The organism is Williamsia herbipolensis, assembly GCF_036153515.1.
Lineage (GTDB): Bacteria > Actinomycetota > Actinomycetes > Mycobacteriales > Mycobacteriaceae > Williamsia_A > Williamsia_A herbipolensis.
Genome location: NZ_CP108021.1, coordinates 2,556,916 through 2,571,997, shown reverse-complemented (window position 1 = coordinate 2,571,997; position 15,082 = coordinate 2,556,916). Strand labels below are relative to the sequence as shown.

The following is a 15,082-nucleotide window of genomic DNA, read 5'->3' as shown; positions in this document are numbered from 1 at the left end:
GCGCGGCTCTCAGTACGGCGGAGGGGGTTCCGCGTCCTGGGCACGTTCGACGGCACGACGATGCGCGTCGCGTTGTCGGATGCGGAGTTCGTCGAGGTGCCTGCGTGCCGGATGATCGGCTCGAGAGGGTGGCGAGCGCAGTGCGGAGAACAGATCGGTGCCGGTGTAGGCGTTGCCGAGGAACATGTGGCCGGTGGGTGACTCGAAGAGCACCGTGCCCATCTCGTCCTGGTGGTCGCGCCACGCGGTGAACGTCTTGATCCGGTGGTGGAAACGGCACAGCGGCTTGAGATTCGCGCGCACGGTCGAGCCACCGCGGCTCGGATGGCGGTGGTCGAACGGGTCGGTGTGGTCGATGTCGGTCGACCATGCCGGCGCGCTGCAGCCGGGAAAGGTGCAGCACAGTTCACCGGCTCGGATCAACGCCTGCAGTTTCCTGCTCGGGACGTATCCGGTTGCGTCAGGCGCCGGTGGCAGGGGACGCAGGAACTCGCGCTGAGCGTCCGCGAGCAGCGATCGCATCGTGTCGGCATCGACGATGCCGTGGCCGTCGAGGAACCCCGGCTGATCATCGAGGCCCAGCAGTGTCGACAGGTTCGCCACGATGTGGAAGGTCGGACGTGCCGACGTCGACACGGCCTTCTGTGGACCGTCGACCGCTGTCGCAGCGCAGTCGTCGCAGAGGCACTCGAGCCGGGACTCGTGACGCGACAACGCCAGCAGCGCGTCGGCACGACGCTGGTCACGTGTGCGCGGATCCCCGCTGTGCGGCTGCGCCGCCATCGCCTCGAGCTGCGCGTCGATCTCGGCTGCGCTCGCCATGGGCAACGACGCCGACAGCCGACCCTGCCCCGGCGCGTGCCGGTCGGGATGCACCGACACCTTCCTGTCAGCCTCGGCGCGCTCGCGTCGGCGAAGTAGTGCGTCAGGATCGAACTGCGCCACAGCGGCATCGACTATCACCGTGAACCGGGCACGAGCCATCGGGGGCCGGGCGAAGATCGCCTGCGCGAGATGGGCATCGACATCGGCGATGGTCTCGGGGGAACACAGCGCCGTCCGCGACACGGCGATGAGGAAGTGCCCGAGGTCGAGTCGCCCGGTGGCCAGAGCATGGCCGGTGAACGGGAGTCGATGCCGGAGCGCGGAACCGGCGACGATGAGCTCGCGCGCCCGGCCCGGGGTGACGTTGAGGACCGCACCGACCTCCGCCATGGCACGTTCGAGACCGTCGGGTCCGAACTGCGACCGTGGATCCTGCTTCGCCCGCGCGGCAGCGGACATCTCGCCGAACTGCTCGGACGTCGTGGCCTCGCCGCTGTGTTCCTCGGCGACCTCGGCGAGGAAGTCCTCTTCGCGTTCCTCGTGGATCAGGCTCGCCGCCTGCAGCATTCGGTAGTCAGCGGATGCCGTGACCGACCGGCAGTGCGCGAGCACCTCGACGAGCTCGACCGCGGTCAAGGCAGCATCTTCTGCCAGCTGCGTCACCACCCCCGAGGTCATGGATGCGAACGTACAGGCACCCACTGACACCATGGCCAGAGAACGCTGACGCCCTGTGGATCGACGAGAACTGTGGACAGTTCACTAGCTGCGCGGCGAGACCGGGAACAGGCCCAGCAGCCGACGACCCGATGCGATCGACGGCGCGGACGCCACGCGCACCTCGACCATCGCCGGGAACAGCTCGCGCACAGCTTCTTCGAAGCGGTCGGTGAGGGTGACGTCGGAGGCCGGGCAGTGGGCGCACGTGCCGCCCAGCGACACGGTGACGACGCCGGAAGCGACCTCGACCACGGTCAGTGCGCCGCCGTGGGACCGGATGAAGGCACCCACCTCGCCGGAGAGAACCTGGTCGACCGCGGCCCGCAACACGTCATCGGCCGAGCCCTCATCCACCGGGCGCCATGCGTCCGGCTCACCCAAGGCCGATCCCAGCGCCGAGCGGATCGCACCGCCGGCGGTACGCCAGGAGTGATTGTCGTCCAGGCGAATGCGTACGGCATCCGGTTCGACGCGGAGCAGCGTGATCACTCCGTCATCGACGAACGCCTGCACCGCCACCGGCGCCGACGCCACCTCGCCGATGAAACCGAGAGTGCCGGCGGGCATGACCCAGCGAAGCTCCTGTGGCGCACCGGGTACGGCCTCGGCATGGATGGGGACGGTCATGTCACCGCCGCCACGATGGTGTGTGCGGCGAACGCCATCACCCAGGCGAGCACGAACATGTACCCGAACGCGATGGCCGGCCACTTCCAGGTTCCAGACTCCCGGCGCATCACGCCGATCGTCGACATGCATTGCAGCGCATAGAGGAAGAACACCATCAATGCCGCCAACACGGGCGGGGTGAACAGCGGCTCGCCGATCCGCTCACCGCTGGTGACGCGCATCGTTGACAGCGCATTGCTCGGATCATCGGGGTTCTCGGCCGCACCGACCTGCCCCAGCGTGGCCACGAAGGTCTCGCGTGCCGACAACGACGCGAGGATGCCGATGTTGATGCGCCAGTCGAATCCGAGCGGCGCGAACACCGGCGCGATGAACTTGCCGACGGCGGCGCCCGCGCTGTGCTCGATGACGTAGGAGGACGTCGCAGCATCGTCGTTCGGGTCGATCCCGGCGGCCCGGAAGTCGCTGTCGCCCCGTGTGGGGAGGTTGAGCAACAGCCACAGGGCCGCGGTCGTCACGAGGATGATGACACCGACCTTGCGGACGAAACCCTTGCAGGCGTCCCACACCGACAACGACATCGAGCGCACCGACGGCCACCGATAGGGCGGCATCTCCATGTAGAACGGGAGCAGTGGACCGGTACCGCGACCGATGCGCGAGAACAGCCACGCCGTCGCCATCGCCGATACGGCGCCGCCGAGGTAGAGCGCGAACATCACCACGCCCTGCGCCCCGAAGGGGCCGACCCGGTCGGAGGAATCGACCAGCAGACCCGTCAGCAGGATGTAGACCGGGAGCCGCGCCGAACAGGTCATCAGCGGCGCAGCCATCATGGTGGCCAGGCGATCTCGGGTCGACGGCAGCGTGCGTGTCGCCATGATCCCCGGGATCGCGCACGCCAGCGACGACAGCAGGGCCACGAACGCGCGGCCCTCGAGTCCCGCCACCGACATGATCTTGTCCATCAGGAACGCGGCGCGCGCCATGTACCCGACGCCCTCCAGCAGGGCGATGAGGATGAACAGCAGCGCGATCTGCGGCAGGAACACCAGCACGCCGCCGACGCCACCGATCATCGCGTCCCCGAGAAAGCTTGCCAACCAGCCGATCCCGACATGGTCGCGCACCAGCCCGGCGAGGTGGTCGAAGAACTGTTGGACGTAATCCTGGAGGGGTGCGGCCACGGTGAAGATCACCTGGAAGAACGCGAACATGGTCGCGAAGAACACCAGCGTTCCCCAGACCGGATGCAGCAGAACGGCATCGATGCGACGCGTGCGGTCGTCGAGGCGCGGCAGGCGGTAGCGCGACGTGCTCAGCACCGACTCGATCCACGCCGTGACCTCGGGTCCATCGGCGGGCGGGGGGAGTGCGGGGGTCGTCCACTGGTCGGGGTGGGGGAGGAGCTCGCGCAGCGCACCGAGTTCGCGGCGGCGTCCGCCGACGACCGCGACCACGGGCACGCCGACGGCGCGCGAGAAGGCGTCGATGTCGATGGAGCCCTGGCGGCGGGTCAGCTCGTCGGTGAAGGTGAGGACCACGCACACCGGCAGATCGGTGCCCAGCACCTGGGCAAGCATGCCCAGAGATCGGCGCAGCGTGGTCGCGTCGAGGGTGACGACGAGACCGTCGGGGGTGTCGGTGGTGACGTCCTCGGGGTCGAGGACGTCGGCGACGATTTGCTCGTCGGGGCTGATCGCGTCGAGACTGTAGGTTCCGGGCAGGTCCTCGACCAGGACGTCGTGGTCGCCGACCTGCGTGCGCCCCTCGTAGCGGGCCACGGTGACACCGGGGTAGTTGCCGGTCTTCGCGCGGAGCCCCGTGAGCGCGTTGAACAGCGTTGTCTTACCGGAGTTCGGGCTGCCGACGAGGGCGAGTCGGGCATCGGAGCCGTGATCGTCGAGTGATCCGGCGCCACCGTGCGGTCCGCAGCTCACGCGTCACCACCCCTCTCGTCGGCTCGGGTCAGGTAAGGCTTTCCTGGACTCCCCGTCCACCACAGTAGCGCTGCGACGCGACCGTGCCCTCCCCGAATTCACGCAGGTGAGGGCGTACGTCCGACTTGCCCGAATGGCAGACGCACGGGGTGCGATCGACACCCGCTCGACATCGTCAGGCCAGCGTTGGTTCATGTGGATCGACCACGGTCGCGTCATGAGACCGACGACTCGCCTGGCCACCCTCGTGCTCGCCCTCGCCGCGGCGATGACCGTCGCACCCGGATCGGCGGGAGCTGTCGACTTCGGCAGTTCCGGACTCGGCGGTGACCCCGGCACCTACACCTACGCGGTGATCGGCGACGTGCCCTACGGACAGCCCCAGATCGACGTCTTCCCGACCTGGATCGCCCAGATCAACGCCGACCGCGCCGTCGACATGACCTTCCACGTGGGGGACATCAAGAACGGGTCGACCAAGTGCACCGACGACTATTTCGCGTTGATCCGCAAGGACTTCGACACCTTCCGTCGGCCCTTCCTCTACACCCCCGGCGACAACGAGTGGACCGACTGCCACCGCGCCAACAACGGCGCCTACAACCCCCTCGAGCGCCTCGCGGCGGTGCGGAAGACCTTCTTCTCGCGTCCCGGGCGGACCCTCGGGCAGCAGGCGCGACCGGTCGCCTCCCAGAACGCCATCGGATTCCCCGAGAACGTGTCGCTCACCCAGCGCGGCGTGGCCATGGCGACCCTGCACGTGGTCGGCAGCAACGACGACCTGCAGCCGTGGACCGGGATCGGCCAGACCGCGGCCACGCCCGCGCAGATCGCCGAGGAGACCGCGCGCATCAACGCCGCGATCACGCAGGTGCGCACTACGTTCGCCCAGGCGAAGGCGCGCAACGACCGCGCTGTGTCGTTCTACACACAGGCCGACATGTTCGATCCCACCTATGCGGTGACGCAGAACGACGATTCGGCGTTCACGCCGCTGGTGCGTGCACTCGTCGAGGAGTCGCGCAGTTTCGGCAAGCCGGTCTACCTGTTCAACGGCGACAGCCACATCTACAACTCCGACACCCCGCTCGCGACCGGCTCGAAGTGGTTGTCGTTCTATGGGATCAAGGACGCGGCTGACAACCTCACACGCGTGACCGTCGACGGTTCGTCGAACAACAAGGACTATCTGCGGGTGTCGATCTCGAAGCCGAATGATCCGAAGGTGCTGAGCTGGACCCGCGTGCCGTACACGGTGCAGGCAGCGGGCTGAGCCGCGACCCGATCACACCAGGGCCGGATCAGGCGGCCGCGATGACCTTGATGCAGTCGGCCTGGCGACGGCGCAACGCGATCTCGTACCCGGCGACCCGCACCACCACCGGTCCGCGCATCGGAGCGCGTCGCACGGCGACGACCTCGGCGCCCGGCGCGAAACCGAGGTCGAAGAAGCGACGTGCGGCCGACGGGTCGGCGTCTGCGCACAGGCGCGACACGACCGCGGACGTCCCCAGCGGCAGGTCGCTCACGGCGACCTCACCGATCGTGACCTCGTGATCGGCGACGGCGCGCGAGCGGAGACGGTCGGTGGTGATCGACATGTCGCCTCCTGCCTGTGTGATTTCGTGCTGGGCAAGTGAGCCTTACCTAGCTGAGATGAGGCAAGCATAACCACGATCTCCGACCCGGCGCCAGGCCCTCGGTGAGCGTCGGTAACGATCTGCCCGATACGGGCGATCTGCGTGTACACCCGTCCGACGACCCCAGGGACAGACCATGACCAGGATCGCGACCTATCTGACCGCCGCCGCCGCTGCGCTCGTGCTCACCGGCCTCACCGCAGGCTGCTCGTCGGACTCCTCCGACACCGCCACACCGACCTCGACGGTCACCGTCACCCCGTCCACCGCCGCATCCGCTTCGGGCGGCGAGACCAGCGGCGGCGGCGGCGACTCGTCGGCGGATGGGGCCACCGACGCCCCGACCCAGGAGACCGCCGGCCAGACCCGCATTCCCGCCGTGTCGGCCGTGCCTGCGTCGGAGTTCGCGGTGGGGTCGTACTACGCATTCGGCACACCGAGCGGCAAGATCCAGTGCCACGCGGTCGAGGGCAACTTCCTCTGTCGCACCGAGGGCAACCCGCACACGGTGAGCTCGGCCTCGCTGTGCAACTTCTACTCCGGCGAGGAACAGGGCCGAGCCGTGCAGTTCGGCTGGTTCACCAGCCGGACCGAGCCATGCGCCACGATCATCCAGGGCAACGGATGGGCGGCCGGCAAGACGTTGGGCTACGGACAACGCGTGACATTCCCCGCCGACGCGGGCCGGACCATCACCTGCTCATCGGCGTCGAACGGGATCACCTGCACCCAGGTCGGCGGCTCGGGCGCGCGAGGTTTCGTGCTGTCCGCCGAATCGTTCACGGTCCTCTAGGGGTCAGGACAGCATCAGCAGCGTCGAGGTCGCGCTGGCCACGAGCCGCTGGGAGGAGTCGTGCACCTCGGCACGGACGGTGGCCGTGGTGCGGCCGTGGTGTTCGACCTGTGCGCGCACGCGGATCGGCCCGGTGTCCGGGGCGATGGCCCGGATGTAGCGACAACTGAGGTCGAGCGTGGTGAAGCGGCGGTTCTCCGGGTTCACGGTCATGAGGGCCGAACCGAACGCCGCGTCGATCACCGCGGCGATGAGTCCGCCCTGGATGGTCCCGAAAGAATTGCAGTGGAATTCGCGTGGCTCGAGCTCGAGGACCGCCCACCCCTCGCCCGCGTCCACCGGACGGTAGTCGATGGTCGACGACGCCGGACTCATGGGCAGCTCACCGGCGATCTGGGCGTGCACCTGCTCGATGCCGTGCAGCTCGGCATGGGCACGTCCGACCGGCGGCGCCCACGTGTACTCGCGCCGTGGCTCGTCGACCTGCGTCACGACTCGATCTTGTTCGCGCGCAACTCATGTCCCTTGGAGGTGAGACAGCGACCGGTCGGCAGGTCCCACGACCACCCGTGCAGGTTGCAGGTCAGTTTCTCGCCCTCGATCACCCCGAACTTCGACAGGTCGGCCTTGAGGTGCGGGCACCGACGCTGGATCTCCCAGCCGTCCTTCTCGATCGACGCCGAATCGTCATGCGCCTCGGAGAACCAGCCGTCGGCGTACGCGATGCGTTCGGCGGTGAGGCATTTGAAGAACGTGTAGAGGAACTCGTTGTATCCACCGATGCGCCACGTGGTGAACCGCGTCGACAGGAAGATGGTGTTCACCCAGTCGGGCTCGTCGTCGCGCAGCACGGTGCGCACCAACTCGGCCGGGATGCGGAAGCCGTAGCGGTACTTGCCCTCACCCTCCTTCGGCTCGCGGACCGTGCGGTTGGGGAAGTCGAGGACGACGGTCTGATCACCCATCACGAGCCCGACCGGGTATCCGATGCCGTCGCAGATGAGGTCACTCGCGGCCATGATCGGCTCGAAGAGATCGCGCAACGGCGGCAGCAGCGGCTCACCGTCGGCCGGCGCCCACGACGCCTTCGCCTCGGCGATCACCGGCGCGAACTTCTCGGCCATCTTCTCGAGGTAGGCGGCCTTGTTGGCGCCGAAGACCTGCTCGGGCGGATACGGGTGCGACACCTCGACGAGCTCGGATCCTCGCAGCTCCGCCGTCGACCCCGACACCATCATCAGGCCGCGGTGCGTGGTGCCGTCGTCGGTGCCGTGCTCGACCATCTGGTCGAGAAAGGTTGCCTGATCAGGAAAGATGCTGGTCGTGTCGGGTGTGCCGTCGGCGTCGGGGACGTCGTTGAGGTAGCGCAGCTCGGGGTCGAGGAACATCGGCGGACCCGCCGAGGGCACCACCCAGGTGGCGCCGACTTGCTCGATGTACGACCGTGCGCGGTCCATGCCACGCTGACGCTTCTGCGCCGCGAAATTGGCCTTCGTCTTGCGAGGGATGTCGTAGACCATCGGGTACCAGATGGCTCCGGAGTACTGCAGCAGGTGGATGTCGATGTGGCCGAACGCATCCGAGATCACGTCGAGGTCCACCGGGCGCGCGTCGTTCATGTTGAAGCACGTGGTCTCGCCGTCGGAGACGATGAGCCCGCTGTCGCCGATGGGACCGTCGGCGGGTGCCCGCAAGGCGACGATCATGACGTCGAGGCTGCCCTTGTCGTTCGAGACAGTGGTCTTCACCGAGTCCTCGGTGTCGACGAACGTGTGGAACCCGAGCGCCTCGAGCTCGCGCCGCAGATCGGGCACCGGGTAGTCCGGCAGCAGGACGGTCGCGTCCTTGTTCACGTTCTCGGCGAGGTTGCGCGCATCGAAGTGGTCGCGGTGCAGGTGCGACACGTACAGGTAGTCGCAGTCGCCGAGGGTCTTCCAGTCGAGCTCGGAGTTGTCGGGGAACGGGAACCACGAGGCGAAGTAGGCGGGGTTCACCCACGGGTCACACAGGATGGACCCGGCCGCGGTCTGGATGTGGAATCCCGCGTGTCCGATGCTGGTGACCTGCACTCTGCGCCTCTCTCTCGATTCCGCGGCCCCGGGAAGCGAGGCGCACCTCCAGGGTAGAGGCGGACGCTAGGGTCATCGGCATGGAACCCGCGTACGACACCGTGATCGCGATAGCCCGCTCCATGTGGGCCGCGCAGGGACTGAAGTTCACCGTCACCGGCGCCGAGAACGTCCCCTCCTCCGGTGGGGCGGTCATAGCGATCAACCACACCGGGTATCTCGACTTCACCTACGCCGGACTCCCGGCGTTCCTCCACGGCCGCCGCAAGGTGCGGTTCATGGCCAAGAAGGAGGTCTTCGACTCGAAGGTGTCGGGGCCCATCATGCGGGCGCTGCGACACATCCCGGTCGACCGCGGCGCCGGTGCCGAGAGCTACCGGGCGGCGGTCGAATACCTGCAGCGCGGCGAGCTCGTCGGCGTGTACCCCGAGGCCACGATCAGCCGCAGCTTCGAGATCAAGGACTTCAAGACCGGCGCCGCGCGCATGGCGCTCGAGGCCAACGTGCCCATCGTCCCGACGGTGATCTGGGGCGCCCAGCGCGTATGGACGAAGGGCCACCCGAAGCGGATGGGACGGTCGAACACCCCGATCAGCATCGGGGTCGCGCCGCCGATCACGCCGACCGGCACCCCCGAGGAGCTCACTGCGACGCTGCACCAGGTGATGACCGACACCCTGCACGAGATCCAGGACGCGTACGGGCCGCATCCGGCCGGCGAGTTCTGGGTTCCCGCGCGCCTCGGCGGCGGCGCCCCCACCCTCGACGAGGCCAACGCGATGGACGCCGAGGAATCGGCCGAGCGGGCCCGCAAGCGCACCGGACGCGACACCTGACCCCTGTCAGATCAGCGCGGTGCTCGACTGCCCGCCGCCTGCGCGTTTGGCCGCGTACATCCGTGTGTCTGCGTCCCGCATGGCGGCGTCGAGCGACTCGGGGAAGTGGTGGTCCCGGGGTGCGCCGATGACGGTCGCGCCGACGCTGACCGTGACCGGGACCGCGTCGTCGGTGTCGGAGAGTCGCCGGGGCAGCCGGTCGACGAACCCCGTCACCTCGGTCCGGGTCCCGCAGAGCACGACGGTGAACTCCTCGCCGCCGGTGCGTCCCGCGACCGCGTCACGACCCAGGGTGTCGCGCATCCGACGTGCCAGGGACCGCAACACGTCGTCGCCGGCCACGTGTCCGTGGGTGTCGTTGACCCGCTTGAAATCGTCGATGTCGACGACCACCGCCGCGATCGCCAGACCGTCGCGCGACGCCCGCTCCCACAGCGGCTCCACCGAGACCTCGATGCCGCGCCGATTGCGCAGACCCGTCAACGGGTCGACGAGCGACTGCTGGGCATCGATCGACAGCCGATTCCATGCGATGTGCGCGGCGATCGGCACCCCGCACACCGCGGCGAGCAGCACCAGTCCACCGGCGGCGACGGCGTACGGGTCGAAGAGGTGCGCATCGTCCACTCGCCACAGCGCATAGCCGATGACCGCGGCTGCCCAGGCGAGGTGGGCGAGCAGCCATCGCGAGCTCACGAAGTAGGTGCACAGCGCGCTGTTGATCACGAACAGTGCGCACCCGATGGCGTGGACCACGGGGCTGTAGAGCACCAGGATCAGCGTCAACCCCACGTCACCGAAGACACCGAACCCCACGAAGTAGTTCCGCGCCCGCCGCTGGGTCGTCGGCATCGGGGCGAGCACGATCAGCACGATCGCGGCCGCCTGCACCGCCATCACCACCAGGGCGACCGTCCGCGCGACGGTCCCCTGTGGGCCGTCGGGGCTACGCAGCAGCAGTGCCGAACACACCGCCATCAGCAGCGTGTTACCTGCGAACACCGCACGGATCGACGACCGCAGCGACCGCATCGAGTGGTGGTCGACGATCCAGGCGTAGTCGTGGGGCCCGGTCAACCACCGGACGAGGTGAGATCGGCCGCCGGCCCCGATGGTGTTCACCGGTGCGGGTCGGTCGGGTGTGTGGTCGGGGGTGGGCATCGGTACCTGTCAGATCACCGCGACGCCGGCCTGATCGCCGCCGGCCCGTGACCGCGGCCGGTCGCCGGATCGCAGGCGCACCAGCCGCTGCCGGTTGTACGACGGATGTGAATGCAGCACAGAGAGCTTTCGGGTCGAAGCGGTCAGCCCCCCGACGGGCTCGGCCCACATCATTGCACTCCGGCGCACTCCCACGGGTCGATAGTCTGAAGAGATGGAACCCGTCTACCGGACGCTCGAGATCGCGGCGCATGCCCTGGTCCGAGCGCAGGGGATGCGGCTGTCGGTACGCGACGAGGACAAGCTGCCCGCCACCGGCGGTGTGGTGCTGGCGGTCAACCACACCGCATACGTCGACTTCCTCGCGGCGGCACTCGGTGTCCACCGCGCAGGCCGTCGTGCCCGCTACATGATCAAGTCGGAGATGATGGACAACCCGCTGGTGCGATTCCTCATCACCCACACCCACACCGTCCCTGTGGATCGCTCGGCCGGTGCGGAGGCCTACGCCCAGGCCGTCGAGAACCTCCGCGAGGGCTACGTCGTGGGCGTCTACCCGGAGGCCACCATCAGTCGCAGCTTCGAGCTCAAGGAGTTCAAGACCGGCGCGGTGCGCATGGCCGCCGACGCGGGCGTCCCGATCGTGCCCGTGATCGTGTGGGGTGCGCAGCGTCAGTGGAGCAAAGGTGTCCCGCGGGACATGGGACGCAGCCGTATCCCGGTGTCGGTGCGGTTCGGTGACCCCCTGCACGTCGGTGCCGACATCGACCCCGTCGACGAGACCGCCCGCCTCAAGACGCAGATGTCGGAGCTGCTCGATGCCGTGCGCGCCGACTACGGCGACCATCCCGCCGGCGCGCCCTGGGTTCCCGCGTCGATGGGCGGTGGCGCACCCACACCCGAGCAGGCCCACGAGATCGAGGCCGCCGAGGCCGTCCGCAAGGCCGAGCTGCGGGAGCGCAGGCGCGCCGAGCAGATTCGCCGCGAGAAGGGACGGGGCTGACATGCGCCGCACCCCGTTCGGGCCGCCCTCGTTGATCGTCAGCGACGTCGACGGCACCCTCATCGACGGTTCCGAGACGGTCCGGCCGTTGACCCGCCGTGCTCTGCGCCGCGCGGCCGAGGAGGGCACGGCCTTCGTGCTCGCGACCGGTCGCCCGCCCCGCTGGATCGCCCCCATCGCCGAGCAGCTCGACCACGTCACCTACGCGGTCTGCGCCAACGGCGCCATCGTCTACGACGTGACCGCCGACGTCGTGTTGCAGTCGGCCACCCTCTCGCCGGAGGTGTTGGCCGAGATCGCCGAGATCGCGCGCCGGGAGATCCCCGGGTGCGGTCTGGCCGCCGAGCGGGTCGGCGAGAGCGCCCACGATTCGGCGACCGCGCCCTTCGTCGCCGCCGCGGGATACGTGCACGCCTGGCTCAACCCCGATCACGTCGAGGTCGGCGACGACGACATCGTCTCGGCACCCGCGGTGAAGATGCTCATCCGCAAGCCGGGTGCATCCAGCGACGCGATGGCCGCGGCCATGACCGCCGCGGTCGGCGACCGTGCCGCGGTCACGTTCTCCACCGACAACGGGCTCATCGAACTCGCCGTGCCCGGCGTGGACAAGTCGACCGGTCTGCGGCGGTTGGCCGAGATCGCCTCACTGCCGGTCGATGCGGTCATCGCCTTCGGCGACATGCCCAACGACGTGGAGATGCTGCGGTGGGCCGCGCGCGGCGTCGCGATGGCCAACGCCCACCCCGCGGCGCGGGCTGCGGCCGACGAGATCACGACGAGCAACGACAACGAGGGTGTCGGTCGTGTGCTGCACCGGTGGTTCACCTGATCGGGGCGCATCCCGCCCCATCGAGGTCGACAGGTGCATCCGATTCGGGGACACTGTGGTCGTGAACACAGCACAGGATCGCCGCCCCACCGCCCGCACGATCGCACTCGGTGTCGCCACGACGGCAGCTGCTGCCGGACTCGTCGCCGCCGGCGCCGGTGCCGCCTCGGCCGCACCGTCGGCCCCCGAGGGGACGTACACCAAGACGTTCACCTCGCGGTACTACCCGACCCCGCAGAGCGCGGTCATCGGGGCCGAGATCAACCTCTACCTGTTCAACTCGGTGCGCCTCAACGGCAACCAGGCCTGCTCCGAGCAGCGCAACCCGCTGGTCAAGCCCGACAACCCCACCGGCTGGACGGCCACCATCACCGCCATCTGCCTGCGTGACGCCGGCACCGCCAACTCGAACCAGTCGGTCAACTGACCTGACGCGACCTCAGTTCGCCGGGCCGGTGCTGGGCACCGGTGCCGGCGCACTGGCACCGTTCATCTGATTCCCCAGGCTGCGGGTGAACTCGTCGATGAACGCCTTGATCACCTGCACCACCACGCCGCTGCTCTTGTTGAAGACCAGCGAGCCGAACTGGAACGCCTGGGTGATGATCCCGCTGATCGCGGAGTCCTCCGACCCCGTCGGCAGCCCCAGCGCACTCTTCTCGTAGCCGGCCGCGCCCCACGCCTTGGCGATGGCGCCCTGGACGACCTGCGCCCCGGTCTGCGGCGACCAGTAGATCTTCCCGTTCGTGAAATCGACATACTTGGCCAACCCGTTCGGGGTGGTCAGCTCTGCGCTGGTCGGCGCACCCAACGCGCCGGTCGCCCCGCCCATCGACAACCACTTCTGCGCGATGGCGCCCGGGTCGGTCGCCGACAACACCTGCGTCGCGACCCCGCCCAACGTCGTCGTCTCGCCCGGCGCCGTGGTCGGTGACGTCGGCGCCGGTGTGGCGTCGGTCGGGGTGGACGTCGAGGGTGTCGTCGCGGTGGGCGCCGTGGTGCCCGCGGCGGCGAGGTTGCCCGCGGCGACCTCGCGGATCTGTGGGAGCGCGGCGTAGCCCAGCGTCCCGGGGCACTCGGTGTTGTCGTAGTCGCGGTGCCCGCTGATCATCGGCAGTGACGTCGTCTGACCCGCTCCGTACTTCGCGGTGTCGAAGCCGATGGAGGTCAGCGCCGAGGTGCCCTTCGGATCGAGGCCGGCGAGCTTGAGGCGCCACCCGAGGTAGCTGCCCACCGAGCGGATGAGCTCCGGGGTCGGCGCCACGTCGTTGTAGTTGCCGAGCATCGCCACACCGACCGTGCCCTGATTGAACCCACCGGTGTGGGTGCCCTGAACGTTGCGGTCGAGCCCACCGAACGCGCCCTCGAAGATCTGCCCGTACTTGTCGACGAGTGCGTTGTAGCCGATGTCGCACCAGCCCAGCGTCTGTGCGTGATAGGCGTAGATGCCGCGCACGATCTCCGCCGACTGCTCGGGGGTGTAGTCGTTGTTGCCCGCGGAATGGTGCACCACAGCGGCTTTCAGCGTCGGATCGTAGGTGGGCTGATCGCACCGCTTCGATTCGTCGGCGCCCCACTGTGCGCGGGTGATGATCGGCGGCTGCTGACCGGGCAGCACCGTCGGCAGGCCGAGAGCACCGCCCGAACCGCCCGGGGTGCCGGGGTCGATGAGCGCGGCCTTGAGGGTCGAGACCACGTTCTCCAGCACGCTCGGCGTCGAGGGCCCGGTGACCGGGGCCGGTCCGGTCGCCGTCGTGGTGCCGGCGGCGGGAGCCATCGGGTCACCTGCGACCGGCGAGCGCGGGACGGTGAACGCCCGCGGGGCGATCTCGCCGGGGGCGACGGTCATCTCGGGCTTGTCCGCCGATGCGGGGTTCTCCGGCGCGCCGGGGACCGCCGGGGTGGCGACACCGGCGCGGGTGACGGCGACCTGCACGGCCTTGGTGACCCCGACCCAGATCGGTTCGGTGCCGGCGGTCGATCCCTTGCCGCCGGCACGCGGTCCTCCGTCGGCGGGATCGGCCGAGAGCCATGGACCCCAGCTGCCGTCGGACTTCTGCGCCCGGATGAATGCAGTCGTCTGGGCCAGCGCCTGCTCGGCGGCGGCCGTCGCGGCCTGCGGTGCGTTCGCGGCCGGTTTCAGGTCGTCCCAGGTGAGGCCGATCATGCTGAACGGCCGGTCGCGGCTGATCTCCTTGACGACCGCGCCCGCGGGGACGTCAGCCGAGACCGGCGTCCGGGGATCGGTCGTCGGGGCAGGCGCGGTCGTGCTGCTCCCCGACGGCGCCGCCCCGGTGGGCAGGAGATCCGAGGGCAGCAGGCCGGGCGGGAGGACGCCGGAGGGGATGACCTTCGACAGATCGGGGAGAGGGATCGACGACAGGTCGATGGGCGGCAGGGTCACCCCGGCCGCGGCGAGACCCGACCGGACCAGGTCGAGGACGATCGTCGGCACGGTGTTGAGGCCGACCTGGCTGATCGTGGTCGCCTCGGCCGCGAGCGTCGGTCGACGCTGGTCGGTGGCGTTCTCGGGCGCGCTTCCGCCGATGACGGCGATCACGGGGCTGGCCACGACCACCGCCGCGACGGTCGCCACCACGATCGACGGCCTCGAGCGGCGATATCGCACAGTG

Annotated in this window: 14 protein-coding genes; 6 read left to right on the top strand and 8 right to left on the bottom strand. The window is 69.1% G+C overall.

Annotated features, from left to right (window positions below):
• Positions 1-9: 9 nt before the first annotated feature.
• From OG579_RS11485 to feoB, 3 genes are all read right to left on the bottom strand, one after another.
• Positions 10-1,503 carry an HNH endonuclease signature motif containing protein gene (locus OG579_RS11485; protein WP_328856036.1) on the bottom strand — a complete coding sequence of 498 codons (1,494 nt, stop codon included), beginning with the start codon at positions 1,501-1,503 and terminating at the stop codon, positions 10-12.
• A gap of 84 nt (positions 1,504-1,587) precedes the next feature.
• A complete protein-coding gene (locus OG579_RS11480) occupies positions 1,588-2,172 on the bottom strand; it encodes a NifU family protein (protein WP_328856035.1) in 585 nt (194 codons plus the stop codon).
• A complete protein-coding gene (gene feoB / locus OG579_RS11475; RefSeq protein WP_328856034.1) occupies positions 2,169-4,115 on the bottom strand; it encodes a ferrous iron transporter B in 1,947 nt (648 codons plus the stop codon). Before feoB ends, OG579_RS11480 begins: the two co-directional genes overlap by 4 nt.
• Positions 4,116-4,332: 217 nt before the next feature.
• Here feoB and OG579_RS11470 point away from each other — a divergent pair, with 217 nt between their 5' ends.
• Complete coding sequence (locus tag OG579_RS11470; protein ID WP_328856033.1) at positions 4,333-5,388, top strand: hypothetical protein; 1,056 nt, start codon at positions 4,333-4,335, stop codon at positions 5,386-5,388.
• 28 nt (positions 5,389-5,416) lie between these two features.
• Here OG579_RS11470 and OG579_RS11465 read toward each other — a convergent pair whose 3' ends face one another.
• Entirely contained in the window at positions 5,417-5,716 is a 300-nt protein-coding gene (locus OG579_RS11465) for a FeoA family protein (RefSeq protein ID WP_045821158.1), read from the bottom strand.
• A 175-nt stretch (positions 5,717-5,891) separates the two neighbouring features.
• On the opposite strand from OG579_RS11465, the gene OG579_RS11460 reads away from it, so the two are divergent.
• Entirely contained in the window at positions 5,892-6,548 is a 657-nt protein-coding gene (locus OG579_RS11460) for a hypothetical protein (RefSeq protein ID WP_328856032.1), read from the top strand.
• Between the two features lie 3 nt (positions 6,549-6,551).
• Here OG579_RS11460 and OG579_RS11455 read toward each other — a convergent pair whose 3' ends face one another.
• The gene (locus OG579_RS11455; RefSeq protein ID WP_045821160.1) at positions 6,552-7,040 is read right to left on the bottom strand and encodes a PaaI family thioesterase; all 489 of its coding nucleotides are present in this window, start codon (positions 7,038-7,040) and stop codon (positions 6,552-6,554) included.
• On the bottom strand, positions 7,037-8,617 hold the full coding sequence (locus OG579_RS11450; RefSeq protein WP_328856031.1) for a Rieske 2Fe-2S domain-containing protein: 1,581 nt from the start codon (positions 8,615-8,617) through the stop codon (positions 7,037-7,039). The genes OG579_RS11455 and OG579_RS11450 overlap by 4 nt, the downstream gene beginning before the upstream one ends.
• An 80-nt stretch (positions 8,618-8,697) precedes the next feature.
• Here OG579_RS11450 and OG579_RS11445 point away from each other — a divergent pair, with 80 nt between their 5' ends.
• Positions 8,698-9,453: a lysophospholipid acyltransferase family protein gene (locus OG579_RS11445; RefSeq protein WP_328856030.1), complete on the top strand. Its 756-nt coding sequence runs from the start codon at positions 8,698-8,700 to the stop codon at positions 9,451-9,453.
• A gap of 6 nt (positions 9,454-9,459) precedes the next feature.
• Here OG579_RS11445 and OG579_RS11440 read toward each other — a convergent pair whose 3' ends face one another.
• Positions 9,460-10,614: a GGDEF domain-containing protein gene (locus tag OG579_RS11440; RefSeq protein ID WP_328856029.1), complete on the bottom strand. Its 1,155-nt coding sequence runs from the start codon at positions 10,612-10,614 to the stop codon at positions 9,460-9,462.
• Positions 10,615-10,828: 214 nt separating this feature from the next.
• Here OG579_RS11440 and OG579_RS11435 point away from each other — a divergent pair, with 214 nt between their 5' ends.
• The 3 genes from OG579_RS11435 (at position 10,829) to OG579_RS11425 (ending at position 12,876) form a co-directional block, all read left to right on the top strand.
• Positions 10,829-11,617, top strand: a complete 789-nt coding sequence (locus OG579_RS11435) for a lysophospholipid acyltransferase family protein (protein ID WP_328856028.1) — start codon at positions 10,829-10,831, stop codon at positions 11,615-11,617.
• A gap of 1 nt (position 11,618) precedes the next feature.
• Positions 11,619-12,449, top strand: a complete 831-nt coding sequence (locus tag OG579_RS11430; RefSeq protein WP_045821164.1) for a Cof-type HAD-IIB family hydrolase — start codon at positions 11,619-11,621, stop codon at positions 12,447-12,449.
• Between the two features lie 61 nt (positions 12,450-12,510).
• Positions 12,511-12,876: a hypothetical protein gene (locus OG579_RS11425; protein ID WP_150116345.1), complete on the top strand. Its 366-nt coding sequence runs from the start codon at positions 12,511-12,513 to the stop codon at positions 12,874-12,876.
• A gap of 12 nt (positions 12,877-12,888) precedes the next feature.
• Here OG579_RS11425 and OG579_RS11420 read toward each other — a convergent pair whose 3' ends face one another.
• Positions 12,889-15,078, bottom strand: a complete 2,190-nt coding sequence (locus OG579_RS11420) for an N-acetylmuramoyl-L-alanine amidase (RefSeq protein ID WP_328856027.1) — start codon at positions 15,076-15,078, stop codon at positions 12,889-12,891.
• Positions 15,079-15,082: the final 4 nt, after the last annotated feature.